The following is a 21,359-nucleotide window of genomic DNA, read 5'->3' on the forward strand; positions in this document are numbered from 1 at the left end:
GTCGCGTGGGCGGGGGGCCCCGGCGGCGGGGCCCGCGGCGCCCCGCCCCCCCCGCCCCGCCCCCCCCCCCCCCCCGCGGGGGGGGGGCCCCCCCCCCCCGCGGGGGTGCCCCCCCCCCCCGGGGGCCCCCCCCCACGTCCGAGTGTCCGGCGCCGGTGCGGAGGACATTCCCACAGGAAGCCTCACCCTTCCGGCCGTACGCGTGGTCGGCGCGGATCTGTTGTTGCCGCAGGTGCTCTTCCGCGCGCCACCGGACCTGGCGGAACTCGCCGTGTTCCGCAAAGCGGTCGAGTCGTTCCCGCCGGGCGCCGACGCGGCGCCGAGCGTGCGGTGGACCCACTGGGCGATGCGGCGCGCGCTGCGCAGGTTCGAGGCGGTCCTGGACGGTTCACCGGCGGACGAGGAGGAACAGCACCCCGACGCCACGTGGCTGGATGGCGCCACCTGGCAGGTCCTGACCCATCAACTGGCCGTGCTGGCCCCGCTCGCGGTGCCGGGTGAGGACTGCGGGGTAGCCGAGGTGGCCCGCGGCCGTCCGGTCGACGTCGCCCGGGGCTTCGTACGGGCGGTGCGCCGGCGGGACTGGCAGCAGGCGGCCGGAGCCGGACGCTGGCTCACCCTGCTGGACGGGGTGCCCAAGGAACTGGGCCTGGAGACCGGCCTGGACTTCGTGGACCTCATGGGCGGCAGCGACCCCCGGGTCGCCCTCCAGGTCCAGGCGGCCCGGGTGATGCGGGCGGCCGGAGCCGTCGTATGACGGCCGTGGACGTGGACGCCGACGTGGCCCGGGTCCGGGGCGTGGCCTCGGCCACGCTCGCGTGGCTCTCCGCGCACCGCGACGAGTTCGCGCTCGGCGAGGACGCGCTCACCGCCGACGGTCAGGTCAACTTCACCTGGAAGCCGCTCGGCGAACTGGCCCAGACCTGCGTGAGCGTGCGCCTGCACACCCCGCCGGCGGACCCGCTGCACCAGTGCGCCGCCGACCTGCTGCGGTTCGCCTGGCGGCAGACCGACGACGGCGAGCTGTTCCTCGCGCTCCAGCGCCTGGAACCCTTCGCCACCTACCCGCTGGAGGTGTACTCCGTCTTCGCCGCGGCCGGACTGCGGCACCCCGGCTACGAGGCGGCCGCCGCCACCGTGGCCGCAGGCCGGGGCTGGCGGCTCACCGAGCAGGAACCGACCCGCCGGCTCGGCCTGCTGCGGGCCGAGCGGCGCAGCGGCATCCAGCGGCCCGAGCGGCCCGAGCGGACGCTGCGGACCACCTGGCTCGGCGGACTGGCTGAACCCTGGGCGTTCGAACGCGCCTCCGGATACGCCCTCACCCACGTGGTGTTCCACCTCACCGACTGGGGCCGCCTCCCGCAGGACGTCCCCGAGGACCTGGCCGCCTACCTGGCCGACTGGCTGCCGCCCTGGCTCGACACCTGCCTGGACGCCGGCATGTGGGACCTGAGCTGCGAACTGCTGGTCGTGGCCGCGAGCCTGCCCGGAGAACCGGACCGCGCCCTGCTGCGGGACGGCTGGGCCCGGATCGCCGAGGCGCTGTACGCCTCGGGCGCGCTGCCCGAGGAGGAACCGGAGCGCCGGCCGGGGACGGGCGAGGAGCCCGGCTTCCTGGACTGCTACCACTCCACCCTGATGGCCGCCTTCGCCGCGGCACTGTCCCTAGCACGCCTCACCGACGACGGAGACCGCTGCCGCGACGGCCACGACCACCGGTCCGGCGGACAAGGAGTGCCCCGATGACCGCCACCCGCCTGATCCACAACGTCGGTGTGCGCGCCCTGGAATGGCTCTGGGCGCACCGCGACGGATTCCGCCTGGAGACCGACGTCGACCCCGAAGTGGGCTTCCTGGAGCGCTTCAAGCCGATCGGCGAGCTCGCCCTGATCTGCCGGGTCCTGCTCCGCGAAGGGGTCGCCGGGTCCCGGCAGGCCGAACTGGCGCGCCGGCTGATCGACCACACCTGGCGGGACTCCCTCGACGGCGGCCGCATGCTGGTGCGCGGCCAGCGCATCGAGCCGATCTCACCCATCCCGTTCGAGGTGTACCTCGCCTACAAGGAGCTGGGATACAGCCAGCCCGAGGTCGAGCGCGCCACCGTCCTCAACCACCGGCTGGAGAGCTGGAGGTCCTACGAGGTCACCCCGACCCGCCGCCTCGGCCTCTCCGCCTTCCAGCGCCGCTTCGGCCTCACCCCGCACCCGCCCGAGGCGGAACTGGTGGGCACCACCTGGCTGGCCCGCACCCCCGAGCCGTGGACGGTCAGCACCCGTATGGCCTACGACTTCACCCACACGGTGTTCCACCTCACCGACTGGGGCGAGCGGACCGCCGGGCTGCCGCCCCGCCTCGCCGACTACCTGGCCACCTGGCTGCCGGTGTGGCTCGACGACTGGCTGGACCTGGAACGCTGGGACCTGCTCGGCGAACTCCTCGTGGTCGACGCCTGCCTGCCCCGCCCCACCCTCGACGAGCGCGCCTGGGAGGGCTTCGCCGCCGCCCAGCAGAGCGACGGGGCCATGCCCGCCGTACGGGGCATGCCGGAGGGCGACCCGGACGAGGTGTTCGACGTGGTCTACCACCCGACGCTGGTCGCCGCCTTCGCCTCCGTCATGGCCACCTCCCGTGCCCTGACCGAGCTGGCGCACACCGCGACATGAGCGCCCGCTCCGCGCCCTGGCCGGGCGACCCCGACGAGACCTTCGACGAGACCGCCGGCACCGAGCCGCCGACGGCCCGCGAGATGCCCGAGGCGGACCTGCGGGAGCGGCTGGTGGCGGCCGTCGACGCCGTCGACGCGCCCGACGCCGTTTTCGCCGTCTCCCGCGCCGGGCGCCGCACCCTCCACACCGGCGGCACCGCACCACCCCCGCCGACGCCCCGCGAGGACCTGCGCTACGAGATCGGGTCGGCCTCCAAGACCTTCGCCGGGCTGCTGCTCGCCCGGCTCGTCCGGCACGGCCTGCTGACCGGCGGCGAACCCGCCGCCGCCTGCCTCGAACCCGGCCGGCGCACCGGCTCCGACCCGGTGACCCTCGCCCACCTCGTCACCCACACCGCCGGGCTGCCCACCCTGCCGCGCGACTTCTACGTCCACGGGCTGCCCGCCTGGCGCACCAACCCGTACGGCCGTTACCCGGCCGAACGGGTCATCGAGGCGTTCCTGCGGCACCGGCCCAGGCACCGGCCGGGCACCCGCTGGCGCTACTCCAACTTCGGGGTCGCCGTGCTCGGGCACGCCGTCGCCGCGGCGACCGGCACGCCCTGGGAGGACCTGCTCGGCGCGCACGTCCTGCGCCCGCTCGCCCTGACCGGGACCGCGCTGCGCGCCGAGGACCCCGAGGCCGACGCCGTCGGATACGCCACGGACGGCCGAACGCCCGTCCCCGCGTTCGACGCGGGCGGCTTCACCGCGGCCGGCGCGATCCGGTCCACCCCGCACGACCTGCTGACCTTCCTCGAAGCCCACCTGAACCCGGTCGGCGCGCTGCGGGCGGTGCGCACACCGGTGCTGCGCCGCGGCCTGGGACACCGGCATGTGCACACCGTGGCCTGGTTCCGTCATCCCACGTCGGGCGGGCCGATGTACTTCCACAGCGGGGCCACCCTCGGCCAGCAGGCGTTCCTCGGCTTCCGCCCCGACACCGGCACCGCCCTGGTCGCGCTGTGCACCCGCCGCTTCCGGCACCGCGACGCGTTCGTCAGCACGGCGTACGGGCTTCTCGCGGAGCGGTAGCGAGAAGCCCGTACCCATCAGGGGAGTCGTGCGGCGGCCCGGGTCCGCACGCCGTCCGCTACACCCGCTGCCACAGCGCCGGCGTCGCCTCCGGCGACCACGCGCCCTGCGCCTGGTGGGGTTGCAGGCACTGGTAGCGCACCCCGGCGTGGGTGACGGTGGAGCCGGTGTCGTAGACGCGGCCCGTCGCCCAGGCGTCCGCCGCGTTGTCCTGCGGCACCGGCGCGGTCTCGGGGGCGGCCGTCTTCAGGACCAGTCCGAAGTCGCCGAGGATCGGGTTGACCGGCTGGAAGAAGGTCGTCCCGCCGTTGGTGCAGTCGCCGCTGCCGCCGGAGGTGACGCCCTGGGCCTGCACGCCCGCCACGTAGGGGCCGCCCGAGTCGCCCGGCTCGGCGCACACCGTCGTCTGGGTCAGACCGTCGACGGTGCCCTCCGCGTAGCTGACGCTCGTGCCGTGCTGCTCGACGGTGCCGCAGTGCCATCCGGTGGTCGAGCCGGAGCGGCACACCGACGCGCCGACGAGCGCCTGGACCGAACCGCCGATCTGTACCTTCTGCTCGCCCTCGCCCTTGACGTCCGGGGTCGCGGTCCACTGGGCGTTCACCGCCACCCACGACATGTCCTTGCCGGGGAAGGTGGAGGCCTGGAACGTGCCCTGGTCCGCCTTGTTGAAGCCGGTGGTCTTCGAGCCCGGCTTGCCGCAGTGGCCGGCGGCGACGAAGCCCTGCTGCTGGTCCTTGGTGACGGAGAAGCCGATGGAACAGCGGGCGGAGTCGTCGATGTAGAACGCCTCACCGCCGGTCAGGTTCTCGAACAGCCGCGGCCGTTCACCGGCCACCACCCGGACGCCGACCTGCTGCGCGTCGAGCCGGGCGGCCTTGAGGAAGGCGTCCGCGGCCGCCTGGTCGGTGGCCTCCACCATCACCCGGTTGCCCGGCACGTCGACGTACCACAGCGGCGTCGCACGGGTGTCGACCACGGTGGCCGCCTTGTCCAGCTGCGCCTTGACGGCGCGCAGTTGGGCCAGCGTCGACCTGACGACCACGGCCTGCGCGCCCTCGGCCTGGATGGCGGGCACGTCCGCGGCGTCGGTGGTCGCGACGTTGAGGGTGCCGGAGACCGCGCCGCGCACCCAGGCACCGGCGAACCGCTCGCCCAGAGTGTTGCGGAGCCGCCCCGCGCGGGTGCCGGCCTCCGCCTCGTTGACCAGCCGCTCGCGTGCCTGGGCCGGGGTCAGCCCGAGGTCGCGTTCCAGAGCGAGGAGCACCTCCTGCGACGGCCGGTCGGCGCCGAGCGTCCGGGCCGCGTCGGAGGCCGGCACCGAGCCGGGCCTCGGGTCGGCCACCGCCGCCGCCGACGGGAGCCCGGCGAGGACCAGCGCGCCGAGTGCGGTGAGGGCGGCACCGTGCCGGGTGACGGTGTGTCTGAGGGCCATACGACCTGTCTCCTTCGCTGAGGGGTGAGGCTGCCGTGCGGCGTTAGGCCTAGCCCGGACGGCGCACGGGGATGTCGGTGGGCACGCGCTTTCGCGCTTTTGGTGACGCCGCGGGGCGCCATGTGCAGTACGCGGTGTCACGGGGTGCCGCGGGCGGCGCCGGCCGGGCTCACGCGGGCTTCAGTCCGGGGCTGCCGACCTCGGTGACGAAGGACGCGGACGTCGTCACCGGAGCCCCGGGCGTCGTCACGACGGAGACGGTGCGGAAGTCCGCCCGGGCCTGCTGGCGGCCCAGTTCCACCCGGACGTAGCCGCGCCGGCCGCTGTAGTACCGCAGATGGGGGTTGGCCTTCATGAAGGTGTCCCAGTTGGGCAGCTTCTCCTCGCCGTCCTTGCCGCTGGTGACGGAGGTGCAGGTGAGTTCCGTGCCGAGGGTGGCGGAGTCGGGGTTCTCGTAGTCGTCCTTGATCTCGAAGGCGTAGCCCACGTGGACGTCGCCGGTGAGGACCATCCAGTTGGCGAGGCCGGCCGCCTTCGCCCCGGCGACGACCCGGTCGCGGGAGGCGCGGTAGCCGTCCCAGGCGTCCATGGACAGCTTCGCCGGCTCGTTCAGGTCGAACTTGCGCTGCGAGAAGCACACCTGCTGCGGCATCACGTTCCACAGCGCGTTCGACGTCTGCCATCCGTCGAGCAGCCAGCGTTCCTGCTCGGCGCCGGTGAGGGTGCGCGCCGGGTCGTCCGACTCGGGGCCGGGCACGCTGGGCCGGTCGCCGTAGGCCTGGTCGGAGCGGTACTGGCGGGTGTCGAGCACGTCGAACTGGGCGAGGGTGCCCCAGTGCAGGCGGCGGTACAGCCGGGCGTCCGGGCCCTGGGGCAGCTGTGCGGAGCGCAGCGGCTGGTTCTCCCAGTACGCGCGGTAGGCGGCGGCCCGCCGCAGCAGGAACTCCTCCGGCGGGACGTCGTTCTCGGGCACCGAGTTCGCGTAGTTGTTCTCGGTCTCGTGGTCGTCCCAGGTGACGACGAACGGGTGCGCGGCGTGCGCGGCCTGGAGGTCGGCGTCGCTGCGGTAGAGCGCGTAGCGCATCCGGTAGTCCGCCAGGGTCATCGTCTCCTGGTTGTAGACGTCGGGAAGGGTGCCGGCGGCGTAGCCGCGCTCGCCGCCCGCGGAGTCCACCGGGTACTCGTACAGGTAGTCGCCGAGGTGGAAGACCAGGTCGACGTCCTCCTGCGCCAGATGCCGGTGCGCGGTGTAGTAGCCGTCCTGGTAGGCCTGGCAGGCGACCGCCGCCAGCCTGAGGGACGAGACGGCGGCGCCCGCGGCGGGCGCGGTGCGGGTGCGGCCCGCCGGGCTGATCCAGGAGCCGGTCCGGAACCGGTAGTAGTACGGGGTCTGCGGGTCGAGGCCCTGCACATCGACGTGGACGCTGTGGGAGTACTCCGGGTAGGCCAGGGCGACGCCCTCGCGGACGACGATGGCGAAGAACTCGTCGATGGCCACCTCCCACTGCACGGAGACCCGTTGCTGCCCCATCCCGCCGTCCGCCTCGAACGGCTCGGGGGCGAGCCGGGTCCACAGCACCACCGAGTCGGGCAGCGGGTCGCCGGAGGCCACGCCCAGGGTGAAGGGGTTCTCGGTGATGCGGGCCGCGTCGAGTTCGGTGGCGGCCATCGCGCCCCGCGACGGCAGGCCGGTGGAGAAGGCGAGTGCGGCGGCCGCGGCGGCGACGGTGAAGAAGCGGCGGCGGGCGAGGCGTGGGGCCGCGGCACGCCATACGGCATCGGTGGGGGCGAACGCATGGTCGGGCAGGCCCGTCTGACGGCCTGTGGGCGCCATCTGATGTCCTCTCATCACGCGGAGTACGCATGCTAAGCAGACAAAAAGCGCATTTCGCGGGCGGCGTGCGGTGTCGTCACACGGGTGCGGTAGGCGCGGGCGGGATGGCGAACAGAGCGGTGAACGGGGGAGCGGCTCGGGGCGCGAAGGTGTCCGGGGGCCGCTTCCCGGCCGCGCGGTGACGCCGTCGGGAGCCGTACGCCGTTCGTGTGCCGGCCGCTCGCCCCTCCCAGAACCTGGAGCGGCTGGCGCTCGCCTCGCACCCGACCGGCTCGGAGCACCGAGGGCGACGGTCCGTGGGTGCGGGCCCACCATGTGCGGCCGTGGCGGTCAGTCCGGTTCGGGCAGGGGGCGCCGGGCGACCTCATGGGCGTCGTCGGCGGCCACGCCCAGCATGCGCAGGGCCATCTCCGCGAGGTCGGTCGCGGCCTCGTCGCCGTCCAGGTCGGGCCGGGCGAAGCGCAGCTCCACCAGGGACAGCAGGGTGCCGCCCAGGGCGCACAGGGCGACGGACGGGTCGACGGGGGAGAAGCGGCCGGCGGCGACGCCGGTCTCCACATCGCGCCGGGCGCGGGGCGCGAGGCCCTGGTCGGAGTGGAGGTGACCGAGGCCGCGGCGGCGCAGGATCTGCATCAGCTCGGGGTGGGAGTCGGCCATGCGGGCGCTGAGCCGGAAGCCGGCCGCGACGAGTTCCGCGGGGTCGTCGATGCCGGCCAGGCGTCGGTCGAAGGTCTGCCCGAACTCCTCCAGCGCGTCCGTGACCGCCGCGTCGAACAGCTCGGTCTTCGAGGCGAAGTGGTTGTAGAAGGAGCCGAAACCGACGTCCGCGCGCTCGGCGATGGCTTGGATGCTGACGCCGGTGTCGCCGGTCTCGGCGAGGATCTGCCGGGCCGCGCGCACCAGCGCCCGCCGGGTCTCGGCGCGGCGCCGCTCGAACCGGTTGCCGACCTGGGCTGACGTGGACATGGGCCGAGTCTAACCGTGGGCCGGACCCCGCACGGGCAGCGTGGACGGGTGCAGTCACAGTTCTGATGGATTCATCAATTGAAGCCTCGCCTCCCCTTGACCAGGCTGAAATCAAACTTGATGATTTCCTCAATGCAGTGATGTCGCAGGGAGGGACGCCATGTCCGAGACGGCCCATCAGGACCTCCACAGTGAGCAGGGCGCCCTGCGCGGCGAACACCCCGGACGCTCCCGCAACCCCGTGATCAAAGTGGCCGACCTGGCCTGGCTGGAGTTCGAGAAACCCGACCTCGACCGCGCCGAGGTGTTCGCCCACGACTTCGGGTTCGGTGTCGCCGTCCGCACGGAGCACGAGCTGTGGCTGCGTGGCACCTTCGCCGGCCCGCCGTGCATGGTGATCCGGCGCGGCACCACCTCCCGTTTCGTCGGACCGGCCTTCCGCGCCGCCGAGCGGGCCGACCTCGACCGCCTGGCCCGCGCCACCGGCACCGAGGTGCGCGAGGCGGACGTACCCGGCGGCGGCCGCGCGGTCGACCTGCTGGACCCCTCAGGCTTCCCGGTACGGGTGGTGCACTGCCGCGAGGAACTCCCGGAACTCCCGGGGCAGCGCCCGCTGCCGCTGAACTTCGGCACCGAGCACCGCCGTACCAACGCCACCCAGCGCCCGCCCCGGGAGCCGTCCCGCATCCAGCGGCTGGGACATGTGGTGCTGGAGACACGGGTGTTCACCCGCGCCCTCGACTGGTACCTCGACACCCTCGGCCTGATCGTCTCCGACTTCCTGTTCCTGGACGGGCAGCGCGAGCGCGGGCCGACCATGGCGTTCATCCGCTGCGACCAGGGCGGCGTCCCCGTGGACCACCACACGCTGGCCATGCACCTGGGCCCCGGCACCGGCTACGTCCACTCCGCCTACCAGGTCACCGACCTGGACTCGATCGCCGCCGGCGGCGAGTACCTGGCCGAGCGCGGCTACCGGCGCAGCTGGGGCATCGGCCGGCACATCCAGGGCAGCCAGCTCTTCGACTACTGGCGCGACCCCGACCGCTTCATGCTGGAGCACTTCGCCGACGGCGACCTGTTCTCCTGCGACGTCGCACCCGGCTGGGCGCCCATGTCGGCCGGCGGACTCGCCCAGTGGGGGCCGCCGGTCACCCGTGACTTCCTCGGCGCGAGCCCGTCCCCCGCCAGGCTGCGCGAGGTGCTGCGCGCCCTGCGCGGCGACAACGAACTCGACCCCGCCCGACTGCTGGGCCTGCTGAAAGCGATGAACTCATGAGCGTCAACGTCCTGCGCACCGCCGACGGCTGGTGGGCCGTCCTTCCCCCGGCCGCCCGCGCCACCCGGGCGGGCGAGCGCCCCACCGGGCACGCCGTGCCCGTCGACACCAAGGCCGGCACCACCGCCGAACTGCTCGCCGACCGCGCCGCCGTCCGAGCCGCCGTCCGTGAGGCCGCCGCCGGCGGCGCACCGGGCACCCCCGTGACCGACCTGACCCCGCTCTCCCCGGTCACCACCCCCTGCCGCGTGGTCGCCCAGATGGTCAACTACCGCAGCCACGCCCGCGACTCCGGCTTCACCGGAGAGATCCCGCCCACCTTCTTCCGCAAGGCGTCCGGCTCGATCAGCGGCCCCACCGACCCCGTCGTCCGCCCGCCGCACGTACGGTTCCTGGACTACGAGATCGAACTCGGCCTCGTCATGGGCGCCCCGCTGCCCGTCGGCACCGTCGTCGAGGAACGCGACCTGCCGTCGTACGTCGCCGGGCTGGTGATCACCAACGACGTCAGCGCCCGGGACGTCCAGCTGACGAAGACCCAGTTCTACGAGAGCAAGTCCTACCCCACCTTCACCCCCACCGGCCCCTGCCTGGCCCTGCTGGAGCCGGAGGACTTCGCGCACCTCGTCAACCTGCGGCTCACCCTGAGCGTCGACGGCGACCCGCGCCAGGACCGCACCCTCGCCGACATGATCGTCCGCCCGGCGCGGGCACTGACCCTGCTCGCCCGCTTCCAGACGCTCGACCCCGGCGACCTGCTGCTCACCGGCACGCCGGGCGGAACCGCCCTGAAGGCACCGCCCAAGGCCGTGGAGAAGATCGGCGCGCTGCTGCCGCCCGCCGTGAAGTGGAAGGCGTTCTTCAGGAGCCAGGCCCGCAACCCGCGCTACCTGCGCACCGGCGAGGTGGTGACCGCCACCATCGCGACCCCCGACGGCCGCATCGACCTCGGCGAGCAGCGCACCCCCGTCGCCGACGCGCGATAGCACCCGGAGCGAGCCGCACATGACCATCGACCAGGCCGCGCAACGGGCCACCGCGCCCGGGCCGGCCCACGTACCCGTGGTGATCGTCGGAGCCGGGCCGGTCGGCGTGACCGCCGCCCTCCTGCTCGCCCGGCACGGCGTCCGCAGCGTCGTCCTCGAACGCCACCACGACATCTACCCGCTGCCGCGCGCCGTCGCCGCCGACGACGAGGTGTGCCGCATCCTCCAGGCCGCCGGCGTCGGCGAGGAGTTCACCGCCGTGTCCCGGCCCGCCCGCGGACTGCGGCTGCTGGACGCCCGGCACCGCGTGATGGCCGAGTTCCCGCGCTCCCCGCACGGGCACCACGGCTTCCCGCAGACGAGCATGTTCGACCAGCCCCAGCTGGAACGGCTGCTGCGCGACGCCCTGAGCCGCCGGCCGGAGTGCGAACTGCGCGGCGGTGTCGAGGTCACCCGCGTCGAGCCGGGCCCCGACGGCCCGGTCCGGGTGACCTGCCGAGGAGCCGACGGTGTCGAACAGCACCTGTGGGCGGACGCCGTCCTCGGCTGCGACGGCGCAGGCAGCGGCGTCCGCGACACCATCGGCGCCCGCTGGGAGGACCTGCGCTTCGAGGAACGCTGGACCGTCGTCGACGTCCGCACCGGCGCCGGCGTCCGCTCCTGGGAAGGCGTCGACCAGGTGTGCGACCCGCAGCGGCCGGCGACCTTCATGCGCATCGCCGAGGACCGCTACCGCTGGGAGTTCCGCCTCCCGGACAGCCGGCCGCTCGACCCCGAACGGCTGCGCGACCTGGTCGCCCCCTGGACCGATTTCGCGCCCGGCGACGACATCGAGGTGCTGCGGCAGGCGCGGTACACCTTCCGCGCCCGCGTCGCCGACCGCTGGCGCCTCGGCCGGGTCTTCCTCCTCGGCGACGCCGCCCACCTCACCCCGCCGTTCGTCGGCCAGGGACTGTGCGCGGGACTGCGCGACGCCCGCAACCTCACCTGGAAACTGGCCCGCGTCCTGCGGCACGGCGCCGACGAACGACTGCTCGACACCTACGAGCGGGAACGCAGACCGCACGCCCGGCAGGTGATCCGCCTCGCGGTCGCCATGGGCTGGGCGATGACCGGCGGCCAGGACGGCGCCGCCGCGCTCCGCCGCCGCGCCCTCGCCGTCGCCTGCCGCGTCCCCGGCCTGGTCACGGCCGCCGGCCGGGACCTCAGCCCCATCCTGGCCCCCGGACCCCTGGTCCGCCGGCCCCGCCGCGCCCGCCACTCCCTCGCCGGCACCCACTGCCCCCAGCCCTGGGTGCGGAACGCCGACGGTTCCCGCAACCGCCTCGACGACCTGCTCGGCGACTCCTTCGCCGTACTCACCGCCACCGAACTCCCGCCCTCCGTACGGACGATCACCCACGGCCTCGGCGCCCGCACCGTCTCCGTGACCGGCCTCGGCGACGACGGCCGGCTCGCCGACTGGCTGCGCGCCGGCCGGGCGGACGCCGTACTGCTGCGGCCCGACCGCGTCGTCCTCGACGTCGTCCCGTCCGGCGCCCGCGACTTCACCGACACCGCCGCCTGGGCGGCCCTCCTGCACAGCACCCGAGGCCCGCACAGCACCCCGAGCCCTCACCTCCTCCCACGGACCGCCGCGACCAGCCCGCCGAGGAGCGCCACAGGATGACCAGGCCGTACCCCGAACCCTTCATGACGCCCGACCCGCAGATCGCCGCCGACAGCCGCATCACCGACTTCGCCCGCTGGGCCGCCACCACCGCGGCGCCCGCGCCGACGCCGTCTACGCCGCCCTGCGCCACTGGTCGGTCACCGACCTGGAGGGCTTCTGGAGCGCGGTGTGGGAGTACTTCGACAGGGCGCCGAACGTGGGGCGCGGCTCGCTTCCGGCCGGGGTTGAGGGGGCTTGCCGTGTGGGAGGGGCCGGCTGCGGCCGCTCGGGCGCCGGGCGCCCGGCCCGGCTCCCTTCTGGCCGGGGTTGCGGTGAGCTGCCCCGCGGGGGGCGGCTGCGCCTGCCTGGGCGACGTACGCCGGGCCCGCCGCACCGCCGGACAGGGCTGAGGCGGGCCGTCGCGGTCAAGCGGGTGGTGTGACCGACAGGACGCGGTCCAGGGCGCCGCCGGGGTGGGCGGTCAGTTCGTCCCAGGTGCCCTCCGCCACGATCCGGCCCGCCTCCAGAACGGCGACGCGGTCGGCGCGCCGGATGGTGGCCGGGCGGTGCGCGATGACGATCGTCGTGCGGTCGCGGCGGCCGTCGGCGAGCGCCGCGGCGAGCTCCGCGTCCCCGGTGTTGTCCAGGTGAGCGGTGGTCTCGTCCAGGACGAGCACCCGGGGCGCGGCCAGCAGTGCGCGGGCCAGCGCGATCCGGGCGCGCTGGCCGCCGGACAGCGTGCCGCCGCGCTCGCCGACGAGCGCGTCCATGGCGGCGATCCGGTCGACACCGCACCGCCGTGCCGTCGCGGCGAGCAGATCGTCGTCCGCGTCCGGCGCCGCGAGCCGCAGATTCTCGGCGAGCGTGCCGTGGAACAGGGGCGTGTCCTGGCCCACGACGGCCACGGCGGCCCGCAGTTCGGCGTCGGCCACCTCACGCAGATCGACCGGACCGCCGTCGCGGGGCAGCAACTGCACGGCGCCTTCGGACGGGTCCCAGAACCGGGCGAGCAGGTGCGCGCACGTCGACTTCCCCGCGCCCGACACCCCGACCAGGGCCAGCGTCCGCCCCGCCGGCACCGTCAGATCGATCCCGTCCAGCACGGTCCGGCCGCCGTAGTCGAAGCGCACCCCGCTCAGCCGTACCCCCAGCGGGCCCGGCGGCAGCGGGCGGGGCGCGGCGGGCGGCGGGGCCGTGGCCGGCGCGTTCAGCGCCGCGCCGACCCGGGCGGCGGCGGCGCGCAGCCCCATCGCCTGGCTCAGCGAGCGGGCCGACTCGGCGACCGGGCCCAGCACCGACAGCGCCAGCACCATCGCCGCCGGGGCCCACGCGCCGTGCAGCCCGCCGGAGCCCACGGACCGCGCGGCGGCGGCCACCACACCGAGGACCGCGAGCACGATCAGTACGTCGCGTACGGCGGCCGCCCTGGCCTCCCAGGCGGCCTCGGCCCGCTGCGCCGCGCCCACCCGGCGGCCCTGCGCGGCGATCCGGCCCCGCCGCGCGGCCAGCCCGCCGTGGGCGAGCAGTTCGCGCAGCCCGTCGACGGTCTCCACGGTGTCCGCCGACAGCCGCGCGACGGCCTCGCGGGTGCGGGCCCCGCGCACGGCACGTCCCCGGGCGTCGGCGAACGGCGCCACGGCCAGCAGGGCGGCGACCGGCAGCACCGCCGCCGGCAGCCACGGCTCCACCACCGCCAGCACCGTCGCCCCGCCGGTGAACACCACGCCGGAGGCGAGCAGTTGGGCGGTGGTGTGGGCGTAGAAGAACTCCAGCGCCTCCACGTCGGCCATCGCGGTGGCGGCCAGGTCCCCGCTGCGCCGCCCGGCCACCCGGGCGGGCGCGCCGCGGGCCAGGCCGTCGAAGACCCGGACCCGCAGCGCGGCCAGCACCCGGTAGGCCAGATCGTGCGAGAGGTCCATCTCCCGCCAGGTCGTCAGGGCGCGCACGACCACCAGGACCGCCAGCGCGACGACCGTGCCCACCGCGGGCGCGCGGCCGTCGACGACGGCGGTGCCGACGGTGTGCGCGGCCAGCGTCAGCAGCGCCACCAGCGAGCCCTGCTCGGCGAGCGCGGCGGCGCAGGTGCGGGCCGTCGTCAGCCGGTGCTCGGCGAGCACCGGCAGCAGCGCCCGCAGCGAGCCCTTCGCGGGCGGCGGCCCCGCCGCCTCCTGTCCCGCCGTGCCCGGCAGGGCGTCCGTACCGGTGCTGCTCATGCGGCGACTCCTCCTTCGTGCGTGCGGCCCGCCTCGACCAGCTCGGCGTACACGCCCCCGCCGGCCACCAGTGCCGTGTGCTCTCCCATCGCGTCCACCCGCCCGCGGTCCAGCACCACGATGCGGTCCGCGTGCCGGACGGCGGCCAGCCGGTGGGCGACCACCAGCACGGTCCGGCCGGCCGCGGCGGCCGTGAGCGCGCGGACGATGTCCGCCTCGCGGCGTTCGTCGACCGCGCTGGTCGCCTCGTCCAGGACGAGCACCGGCGCGTCGGCCAGCAGCGCCCGGGCGAGGGCGAGCCGCTGGCGCTGACCGCCGGACAGGGTGGCGCCGCGCTCGCCGAGGACGGTGGCGTAACCGTCGGGCAGGGCGGCGATCTCGTCGTGCACGCCCGCCGCCCGCGCCGCCCGCACCAGCTCCTCGTCGGTGGCGGCGGGCCGCGCCAGCCGCAGGTTGTCGGCGACGGACGCGTGGAAGAGGTACGTCTCCTGCGACACCACGGCGATGCCCCGCCGCAGCGAGTCGAGCGTGTAGGCGTCCACGTCCCGGCCGCCGAGGACGATCCGGCCCCGCTGCGGATCGTGGTGGCGCAGCAGCAGGGCGAGCAGGGTGGACTTGCCGGCACCCGACGGGCCCACGATCGCGGTGGTGCGCCCGGCCTCCGCCGTGAACGTGACCCCGCGCAGCGCGGGCGTCCCCGCGTCGTCGTAGCCGAACCGCACGTCCTCGAACCGCACTTCCGGCGGGTCCGGCCAGTGCGCCGGGACCGTCCCGCGGTCGGCGACCGCCGGTTGTGCGGTGCGCAGGGCCGCCAGCCCGTCCGCGGCCGACACCCCCAGATAGCCGGCGTGCCACTCGCGGGACAGGTCCCGCACCGGCCGGAAGCACTCGGCGGCGAGCAGCAGCACCAGATACGTGCCGGTCGCCGTGGTGGACCCGGTGACGGCCGACCGGCAGGCGAGCAGCGCGGCCGCCGCGGTGCCGCCCTGGATCGCCAGATCCGTCAGCCCGGTGTCCACGAGCGACACCCGCAGCTTGGCCACGGTGGCCCGGTGCAGCGCCGCCGACCGCGCCTCCAGCCGCCGCCGGGTGCGCCCGACGGCACCGGCGGCCCGCAGCGCGGGCATGCCCTGGAGCGCTTCGAGGTAGTCGGCGCCCAGCCCCTCGTAGGTGTCCCAGTGCTCCTTGCCGCGCCTGGCCAGCAGCCGGTCCCAGGCGCGCGGCCCGAACAGCGCCAGCAGCAGGGCCGGTACGAGACCCCACAGGGCGGCCGGTTCGACGACGGCCAGCGCGACGAGCAGCAGGGGCGGCACGGTCAGCGTGACGAGGAGCTGCGGCAGATACCGCGAGATGTAGGCGTCGACGCCCTCCACACCGTCCACCAGGGTGGTGCGGACGGCTCCGGCGCGGGCGGTCGTCAGATGGGCGGGGCCCAGCCGCCCGAGCCGCACGAGGAGTTCGTCGCGCAGCCGCACCCGCACCAGGGCGCCCGCGGCGGTGGCGGTGCGCCGCTGCGCGTGGCCGAGCCATGCGCGGGCGGCGACGACGCCGAGCACCGCGCCGAGCGGCGGCACGAGCCCGCCGATGTCGCCCCGGGCCAGCCCGGCCAGGGCGACGGCCAGCAGGACGGCCTGTGCGAGGTGGGTGAGGGTGACGGCCCCCTGGAGGAGGGTGGCCGCGAGCAGCCGGCGCCGGGCGTGCCGGGCGGCGCGGCGCAGTTCGGGGTGGACGATCACGAGGTCCCCTGTTCGGAGTGGGTGGTGCCGAGGGCCAGGCCGTGGACGATCCAGTCCCGGCCCGGCGCGCCGCCGAGCGCGGCGCCCAGGTCGGCCCGCTGCCAGGAGCCGACGGGCCGGCTCGCCAGCCCGTGCCGCACGGCGGTGACCTGGGCCAGGTGCGCGGCGAATCCGGCGCGCAGATGGATCCGCCGGATCCGCGGGGCGTCCGCGTCCGACGGGCAGCCGTGGCCGAGCAGCACGGCACCCGCCTCGGCGAGCCACGCCTGCCCCGCGGCCCAGGCGGCGAGCGTCGGCCGGGCCTCCCCGGCGGCCAGCCGCCGCAGGGTGCCGTCCGGACCCGGCGCGAGCAGCCCGGGCCGTGGCGCGCCGACGGCCACGCACCAGGCCGGTTCCCCCGCGCTCGCCTCGACGGCGGCGGCGAGCACGGCACGCAGAACGCCGACGGGCGGCACACCCCGCAACGGCGGCGGAGCACTACGCCTGCCGAGCAGCTCCCGGGGCGCCGGGACGCTTGGGCGGGAGGGTTCGGGGCGCGGGACGGTCGGGCGGGAGGGTTCGGGGTGCGGGACGGTCGGGCGGGAGGGTTCGGGGTGCGGGACGGTCGGGCGGGAGGGTTCGGGGCGCTGGGCGGGTGGTGGCTCGGCCTTGGCCGGGTGGGCGGGCAGCGGCTCGTTGTCGATCGGCTGGGCGTTCGGGCGTACGGCTGGGGCCGGTCGGCCGGCCGGCGGCTGGTACTCGGCCGGTCGGGCGGTCGGCGGGTCGGCCATCGACGGTCGGGCGGTCGGGTGTTCGTCAGGGGCCGGTCGGGCGGTGGGTGATACGTCCTGGACCAGTGGGTCGGGCGGTGTGAAGTGCAGTGCTGCCAGCCGTTCTCCGTCGTGTCCGTCCAGACGTACCGCCGTCGGCCGCGCGCCCAGTGCCCGTGCCGCCAGCCACACGGCACCGGCCGCGTGCCCGGTGTCCAGGAGGAGGAGCGGGCAGGCGCGGTGGCCGTAGTGGGAGACCGTGCGCCGGGCGGTGACGGACAGCTCCACGCGTACGCCGGGCGGGGTGCCTTCGGGGGCCGGGCCGAGGCGGTGCACCCGGTGGCGCAGCGGGTCGTAGCCGTAGCGGCCGGGCGGCAGCGGGCAGCCGTCGCCGACGACGAGCCGGGCGTCCACCGGGTGCAGCGCGCCCGCGGACGCGGCGGGCCGCAGCCGTCCGGAGGCGTCCGAGGCCGCGAGGGAGAGACGGAGCAGCCGGCCGACGTCCAGTTCTCCGGGAGCCGCGGTGGGCAGGGGGAGCGGTGGCCCCGGCCAGGGGTGGACGGCGGGCCCGGCCGGGGTGTCCGGGCCGGGCGGCTCGGCGGAGCGGGCGCGGGCGAGGGCGGTGACGAGATCCACGGGCGGGCCTCACATGTGGGGCGGCGGGGCCAGCGTGAAGTCCTCCGGGGCGTGCGGCGCGGTCGTCCGCCAGCCGCGGGCGACGGCGGCGTCGGCGAGACGCGGGCAGCCGAAGTAGCCGAAGGCGGCCGGTGCGTTGGGGAGGAGGCCGGAGACCAGCACCCGGGCGACGCGCAGCGAGGTCTCCGCGACGTCCTCGGTGGTGAGGTCGAAGGTCAGCACCCGGTGGCCGCCGTCGCGCAGCGCGCTCTCCAGCCGGTCCCGGCTGCCGGGCCGCACCGCGTCGATCGGCACGGTGCTGAGCGCCGGCTCGGTGAACCGCCGGGCCTCGGCCGCCATCCGCTCGTCCAGCCACACCTGCACGTGCGCGCCCAGGTCCCGCACCCGCTCGAACCGCGCACCGCAGGCGTCGAGGTAGCGGCCGTCGGCACGGTGGTCGAGGTAGAGCCCGCGAGCGAGCAGACCGGCCTCGACGGCCTGGAACACCCAGCCGTCGGGATCGGTGAGGCCCTGGGTGAACACCCAGGTGTGGACGGCCTCCAGCACCGCCTTGCGGGCGGCCTCGGCCGGGTCGTACTTGCAGGCGAACCCGGCGGCGTACAGGCCGAGTCGCGGGTCGTGGACGAGCGCGGCGACGCAGGGCGCGAACTCCGACGGCATCTCCACGAGATGCACCTCCAGCGCCGATCCGGCGAGATCGTCGGCGAGGCCGGGCACACTCGCCGGGTCGATGCCGCGGGCCGGGCCGTCGAGGTGCCACCACAGTTCGAGCGCGTCCCGTTCGACGGTCTCCAGCAGTCCGCGCTCCACGGCGTCGTCGAAGCCCTGCCCGGTGGCGATGCCCGCGTAGTTCAGGTGGTGGGTGCGGGGGAGTGCGCGCAGCTCGCCCTGGCGCCAGTTGAGATGGGTGAGTGCGACGGGCGCCCAGACCTCGGCGGTCCGCCCGCCCGCCAGCCGTTCCGTGCCGCGCGCCCACAGGGCCGGGGTGTCGGCGGTGAGCGGCCGGTAGGGGAACTCCTCGTGGGCGTACTGCCAGTCCGCGTAGGCGGGCAGCTCGTCCGGCCCGTACAGCCGCAGCCCCTTCTCGGTCAGCTCGGCGGCGGTGGCCCGCAGCGGGGCGTCGGGGTGGCCGGGCGGCGGCAGCCGGTTGCCGCAGTACCGTTCGACGCCCTCCGCTATCGCGGCGATCCGGGCGCCTTCCGGGTCGCCGAACGTGGTGCCGAGCGACACCCGGTCGGCGGGCCACAGGCCGAGCCTGCGGGCGTCGGACACCTCGGCGGTGAGCGCGGTGTAGCGCGGTGGCGCGCCCGCGGGGTGTTCGACGGGCTTCACCTTGCGGACGATGCCGCAGACGGGGTCGACCAGGGCTTCCGGCGGCAGCGCCGTCATCGCAGGATCTCCTGTACGGGGTCGAGGGGGACGGGACGGGAGCGGAGCACCGGCAGCCGCAGCGCCACCCGCCCGGTGTCGACCTCGCGTCGCGAGGCGAGCAGCCGGGTGGCGGTGACCGGGTCGTCGCCGGTGTGCGGGTTGCGGGCGTGGGCGGGGAAGTGGTGCCCGGCGATCTCCAGGCGGAGCCGGGTGCCCGCGGGCAGCCGCCGCGCGAGCGGGCCCAGCCCGACGGTGAACGCGGCGGCCCGCCCGGGGACGTGGGAGCGCCGGACGACCCCGACGGCGAGCCGCCGCGCGGTTCCGTCCGGGCCGACCGCGACGAGCCGGGCGGCCCAGTCGGCGGACGGCGTGCCGGCGGTGGCGCACAGCCGCACCTCGGCCGGGCCGACGACGTCCAGCGGGCGGGGCAGCGGCGGCCCGGCGAACAGGCAGCGGTCCGGCGGCCCGTCCATGGGTACGCCCAAGTGGTCCGAGCGGACGGGGCGTTCGGGATCGGCGGTGAAGGACGCGCCGCGCAGCAGCCGCAGCTCCTGCGTGGCCGGCTCGCCCTCCGCGCCGGCCGGCACCCACAGCGGGCTGCCGCCCAGAGCGGTCGCACCCCGCCGCCCGGGCGCCGGCAGCCCGGCCAGGGCGCGACGGGCCCAGCGCGCGTAGAGGTCGCCGAGGCGGATCCGGTGCTCGGGCCGGGCGTCGGGGCCGGGCTCGGCGACCAGGGCGTGCCCCCAAGGACCCAGCAGCAGCCGGGCCGACGGGCCGCCCCAGCGGTGCCACAGAGCGACGGTGTCCTCGGTGAAGTGGTCGTGGTGGCCGCCGACCGCGAGCAGCGGCATCCGGGCGCCGACGGCCCGCTCGACGAGCAGCCCGCGCTCACGCCGCCGCCACAGCTCCGGCCAGGACGGCAGCGCGCGGCCGAGCCGTTCGGGCAGGTCGCGGACCGGCAGAGCGGCGAGCAGCGCCGGGTCCGCGGCGAGGGCCGTGGCGAGGGCGCCGTCGTCGGAGTCGCGCCGGTCGCCGTGGGCGGCCCACCATCCGGCGCGGGCCGCCAGCCGCTCCACGCCCGAGGGTTCGCGGGCGGTGTCGGCGGCGCCCAGCGCGGGCACCGCGGCGATCACGGCGTCGGGGCGGGCGTCCTCGGGCGCGTCGAGCGCGAGGGCCACGGCACAGTGGGCGCCGTAGGAGGCGCCGACGGCCACCAGCCGGCCGTCGCTCCAGGGCTGCCGGCGGATCCAGCGCGCGGTGGCGGCTCCGTCGGCGGCCTCGTTCTCGTACGGCCGCCACGTTCCCGGCGAGCCGTGCCGGCCGCGCACGTCCTGGACCACCGCGGCGAAGCCGCGCCGGGCCCACCCGTCCGACTCGGCACGGTGACGCCGCCGGTCGTAGGGCGTACGGATCAGCACGGCCGGGCAAGGACCGGCGCCGTCCGGGAGGTTCACGTCGGTGGCCAGCCGGTCGACGGCCACGGTGAACGGGGTCGTCCTCATCCGGCGCGCCCGGGTATGGGGTGGGCGGAGTGGTCGACGGCCGGTGTCGGTGGGGCCGTGGGGGCGGGGTGGTCGACGGCCGGTGTCGGTGGGGCCGTCGGGTCGGCTTGGGTGGTGGCCGGTGTCGGTGGGGCCGTGGGGTCGGCCCGGGTGGTGGCCGGTGTGCGCGGCATCGCGGCGACGTCCGGGACGGGCAGCACCACGTGCTCGGTGATGGTCAGGGTGCGCAGATCCACGCGGCGCAGGCGGCGGCGGGCGGGGAGCGGACCGGGGGTGCCGGTGGCGGACGTGTCGGTGGCCCAGCCGGTGAGGTCCTCGGCCAGCAGCGCGGCCAGCAGGCCCGCCGCGGCGGGGCTCGGACGGACCGGGGTGCCTGTGGTGCGGGGGCCGCTCCAGTAGGCGGCCAGTTCGCGGTGGGCGGGTGTGGCGGCGAGCCGGCGGGCGCGGACGTGGGCCGAGGTGACGTCGCCGGGTGCGGCGGCGAGCGGTTCGACGTAGGCCTGCCAGCCCTCGCGGTGGCAGCGCAGCCAGGCCACGCCGCGTTCGGGCAGCCGGTCGGCGGCGTCCCACAGACCTTCGGGCACGGGCCCGTCGAGGCACCAGACGACGGCGGCGGCACGGGTGTCGGCCGGCTCCTCCGGCGTGGCCGGGCGCGGTGCGGCGCCCGCGGCCCGCAGATACGCGGCCAGCGGCTCGGTGAGCGCTGCGTCGCCGAGCAGCAGCACGTCCCGGCGCTCGGCCGGCCAGATCGGCTGCCGCGGAGCGCCGGCCAGGTACCCGGCGTCCTCGAAGGCACCGACGAGCCGGTCGAGGCCGCGGCGGGACTCCTCGGCGTCGGTGCCGGCACCCGTGTCCTCGGCGGCCCCGCTGCCGGCGCCCGTCTCCTCGTCGGTGCCGGAGAGCCGGGAGAGCAGGGCGCCGTCGTCCACGGCGCCGGTGCGGACGCCGAGGAACTCGCCGTCGGCCGTACGGACGGCGAGACCCCGGCCGGGCACGGCGACGACCTCGACACCGGGGGCGAGTTGGCTGCGGGACACGTCGAATCTCCTGGGGGAAGGGCCGTGGATGGCGTGGGCCCGCCCGGAAGGCATCGGGCGGGCCCACGGTGAGGGAGGGACCCTCGCTTACTCCTCGGTGTCGTCGAAGGGGTTCTCGACGAGGGCGTTGGAGTGGGAGGCCGAGTCGTGGGCCAGCTGACCCGGGTCGGCGATCGGAGTGAAGATCTGCTCGTTGTCCATGAACTCTCCTTGTGCGTAAGGGAG

The 21,359-nt window shown here is 76.0% G+C and carries 17 protein-coding genes and 1 pseudogene; 8 read left to right on the forward strand and 10 right to left on the reverse strand.

Going from position 1 to position 21,359, the window contains the following annotated elements; translation table 11 throughout:
- Positions 1-142: 142 nt before the first annotated feature.
- From ABT232_RS26530 to ABT232_RS26545, 4 genes are read left to right on the forward strand one after another with little or no spacing between them, the layout of a single operon-like run.
- On the forward strand, positions 143-757 hold the full coding sequence (locus ABT232_RS26530) for a hypothetical protein (RefSeq protein WP_351844238.1): 615 nt from the start codon (positions 143-145) through the stop codon (positions 755-757).
- Positions 754-1,746 carry a DUF6895 family protein gene (locus tag ABT232_RS26535; protein WP_351844240.1) on the forward strand — a complete coding sequence of 331 codons (993 nt, stop codon included), beginning with the start codon at positions 754-756 and terminating at the stop codon, positions 1,744-1,746. Before ABT232_RS26530 ends, ABT232_RS26535 begins: the two co-directional genes overlap by 4 nt.
- Complete coding sequence (locus tag ABT232_RS26540; protein WP_351844241.1) at positions 1,743-2,663, forward strand: DUF6895 family protein; 921 nt, start codon at positions 1,743-1,745, stop codon at positions 2,661-2,663. Before ABT232_RS26535 ends, ABT232_RS26540 begins: the two co-directional genes overlap by 4 nt.
- The gene (locus tag ABT232_RS26545) at positions 2,660-3,739 is read left to right on the forward strand and encodes a serine hydrolase domain-containing protein (RefSeq protein ID WP_351844243.1); all 1,080 of its coding nucleotides are present in this window, start codon (positions 2,660-2,662) and stop codon (positions 3,737-3,739) included. Before ABT232_RS26540 ends, ABT232_RS26545 begins: the two co-directional genes overlap by 4 nt.
- A 58-nt stretch (positions 3,740-3,797) precedes the next feature.
- Here the strand turns inward: ABT232_RS26545 and ABT232_RS26550 are convergent, their stop codons facing one another.
- From ABT232_RS26550 to ABT232_RS26560, 3 genes are all read right to left on the reverse strand, one after another.
- Positions 3,798-5,174, reverse strand: a complete 1,377-nt coding sequence (locus ABT232_RS26550; RefSeq protein ID WP_351844245.1) for a carbohydrate-binding protein — start codon at positions 5,172-5,174, stop codon at positions 3,798-3,800.
- 169 nt (positions 5,175-5,343) lie between these two features.
- A complete protein-coding gene (locus ABT232_RS26555; RefSeq protein ID WP_351844247.1) occupies positions 5,344-7,008 on the reverse strand; it encodes an alkaline phosphatase D family protein in 1,665 nt (554 codons plus the stop codon).
- Positions 7,009-7,338: 330 nt separating this feature from the next.
- On the reverse strand, positions 7,339-7,974 hold the full coding sequence (locus ABT232_RS26560) for a TetR/AcrR family transcriptional regulator (protein WP_351844249.1): 636 nt from the start codon (positions 7,972-7,974) through the stop codon (positions 7,339-7,341).
- Positions 7,975-8,134: 160 nt separating this feature from the next.
- Here ABT232_RS26560 and ABT232_RS26565 point away from each other — a divergent pair, with 160 nt between their 5' ends.
- The 4 genes and pseudogenes from ABT232_RS26565 to ABT232_RS26580 all read left to right on the forward strand — a co-directional run.
- Positions 8,135-9,253, forward strand: coding sequence for a VOC family protein (locus ABT232_RS26565; RefSeq protein ID WP_351844251.1), 1,119 nt, complete (start codon positions 8,135-8,137; stop codon positions 9,251-9,253).
- A complete protein-coding gene (locus ABT232_RS26570) occupies positions 9,250-10,239 on the forward strand; it encodes a fumarylacetoacetate hydrolase family protein (protein ID WP_351844253.1) in 990 nt (329 codons plus the stop codon). The genes ABT232_RS26565 and ABT232_RS26570 overlap by 4 nt, the downstream gene beginning before the upstream one ends.
- Before the next feature lie 19 nt (positions 10,240-10,258).
- A complete protein-coding gene (gene mhpA, locus ABT232_RS26575; protein WP_351844255.1) occupies positions 10,259-11,908 on the forward strand; it encodes a bifunctional 3-(3-hydroxy-phenyl)propionate/3-hydroxycinnamic acid hydroxylase MhpA in 1,650 nt (549 codons plus the stop codon).
- A pseudogene (locus ABT232_RS26580) lies at positions 11,905-12,095 on the forward strand (hypothetical protein); the annotation flags it as partial. The gene mhpA and the pseudogene ABT232_RS26580, both read left to right, overlap by 4 nt.
- A gap of 220 nt (positions 12,096-12,315) precedes the next feature.
- On the opposite strand, the gene ABT232_RS26585 reads toward ABT232_RS26580, so the two are convergent.
- From ABT232_RS26585 to amiA, 7 genes are all read right to left on the reverse strand, one after another.
- Positions 12,316-14,103, reverse strand: a complete 1,788-nt coding sequence (locus ABT232_RS26585) for an ABC transporter ATP-binding protein (protein ID WP_351844257.1) — start codon at positions 14,101-14,103, stop codon at positions 12,316-12,318.
- On the reverse strand, positions 14,100-15,839 hold the full coding sequence (locus tag ABT232_RS26590; protein WP_351844259.1) for an ABC transporter ATP-binding protein/permease: 1,740 nt from the start codon (positions 15,837-15,839) through the stop codon (positions 14,100-14,102). Before ABT232_RS26590 ends, ABT232_RS26585 begins: the two co-directional genes overlap by 4 nt.
- On the reverse strand, positions 15,836-17,224 hold the full coding sequence (locus tag ABT232_RS26595; protein ID WP_351844260.1) for a SagB/ThcOx family dehydrogenase: 1,389 nt from the start codon (positions 17,222-17,224) through the stop codon (positions 15,836-15,838). Before ABT232_RS26595 ends, ABT232_RS26590 begins: the two co-directional genes overlap by 4 nt.
- Positions 17,225-17,233: 9 nt before the next feature.
- Positions 17,234-18,613 carry a YcaO-like family protein gene (locus ABT232_RS26600; RefSeq protein WP_351844262.1) on the reverse strand — a complete coding sequence of 460 codons (1,380 nt, stop codon included), beginning with the start codon at positions 18,611-18,613 and terminating at the stop codon, positions 17,234-17,236.
- Positions 18,610-20,097 carry a CocE/NonD family hydrolase gene (locus ABT232_RS26605; protein WP_351844263.1) on the reverse strand — a complete coding sequence of 496 codons (1,488 nt, stop codon included), beginning with the start codon at positions 20,095-20,097 and terminating at the stop codon, positions 18,610-18,612. Before ABT232_RS26605 ends, ABT232_RS26600 begins: the two co-directional genes overlap by 4 nt.
- Entirely contained in the window at positions 20,094-21,134 is a 1,041-nt protein-coding gene (locus tag ABT232_RS26610; RefSeq protein WP_351844265.1) for a hypothetical protein, read from the reverse strand. Before ABT232_RS26610 ends, ABT232_RS26605 begins: the two co-directional genes overlap by 4 nt.
- A gap of 87 nt (positions 21,135-21,221) precedes the next feature.
- Positions 21,222-21,335 carry a streptamidine family RiPP gene (gene amiA, locus ABT232_RS26615; protein WP_279547552.1) on the reverse strand — a complete coding sequence of 38 codons (114 nt, stop codon included), beginning with the start codon at positions 21,333-21,335 and terminating at the stop codon, positions 21,222-21,224.
- Between the last annotated feature and the right edge of the window lie 24 nt (positions 21,336-21,359).

Origin of the sequence: Streptomyces sp. NPDC001532, assembly GCF_040298625.1 — a bacterium.
Taxonomy (GTDB): Bacteria; Actinomycetota; Actinomycetes; order Streptomycetales; family Streptomycetaceae; genus Streptomyces.

What these genes read in the sequence shown, in the direction of transcription:
- ABT232_RS26535 (WP_351844240.1), top strand. Translation starts at nt 754, where the DNA reads ATGACGGCCGTGGACGTGGACGCCGACGTGGCCCGGGTCCGGGGCGTG.
- ABT232_RS26540 (WP_351844241.1), top strand. Translation starts at nt 1,743, where the DNA reads ATGACCGCCACCCGCCTGATCCACAACGTCGGTGTGCGCGCCCTGGAA.
- ABT232_RS26545 (WP_351844243.1), top strand. Translation starts at nt 2,660, where the DNA reads ATGAGCGCCCGCTCCGCGCCCTGGCCGGGCGACCCCGACGAGACCTTC.
- ABT232_RS26550 (WP_351844245.1), bottom strand. Translation starts at nt 5,174, where the DNA reads ATGGCCCTCAGACACACCGTCACCCGGCACGGTGCCGCCCTCACCGCA.
- ABT232_RS26555 (WP_351844247.1), bottom strand. Translation starts at nt 7,008, where the DNA reads ATGGCGCCCACAGGCCGTCAGACGGGCCTGCCCGACCATGCGTTCGCC.
- ABT232_RS26560 (WP_351844249.1), bottom strand. Translation starts at nt 7,974, where the DNA reads ATGTCCACGTCAGCCCAGGTCGGCAACCGGTTCGAGCGGCGCCGCGCC.
- ABT232_RS26565 (WP_351844251.1), top strand. Translation starts at nt 8,135, where the DNA reads ATGTCCGAGACGGCCCATCAGGACCTCCACAGTGAGCAGGGCGCCCTG.
- ABT232_RS26570 (WP_351844253.1), top strand. Translation starts at nt 9,250, where the DNA reads ATGAGCGTCAACGTCCTGCGCACCGCCGACGGCTGGTGGGCCGTCCTT.
- mhpA (WP_351844255.1), top strand. Translation starts at nt 10,259, where the DNA reads ATGACCATCGACCAGGCCGCGCAACGGGCCACCGCGCCCGGGCCGGCC.
- ABT232_RS26585 (WP_351844257.1), bottom strand. Translation starts at nt 14,103, where the DNA reads ATGAGCAGCACCGGTACGGACGCCCTGCCGGGCACGGCGGGACAGGAG.
- ABT232_RS26600 (WP_351844262.1), bottom strand. Translation starts at nt 18,613, where the DNA reads ATGACGGCGCTGCCGCCGGAAGCCCTGGTCGACCCCGTCTGCGGCATC.
- ABT232_RS26605 (WP_351844263.1), bottom strand. Translation starts at nt 20,097, where the DNA reads ATGAGGACGACCCCGTTCACCGTGGCCGTCGACCGGCTGGCCACCGAC.
- amiA (WP_279547552.1), bottom strand. Translation starts at nt 21,335, where the DNA reads ATGGACAACGAGCAGATCTTCACTCCGATCGCCGACCCGGGTCAGCTG.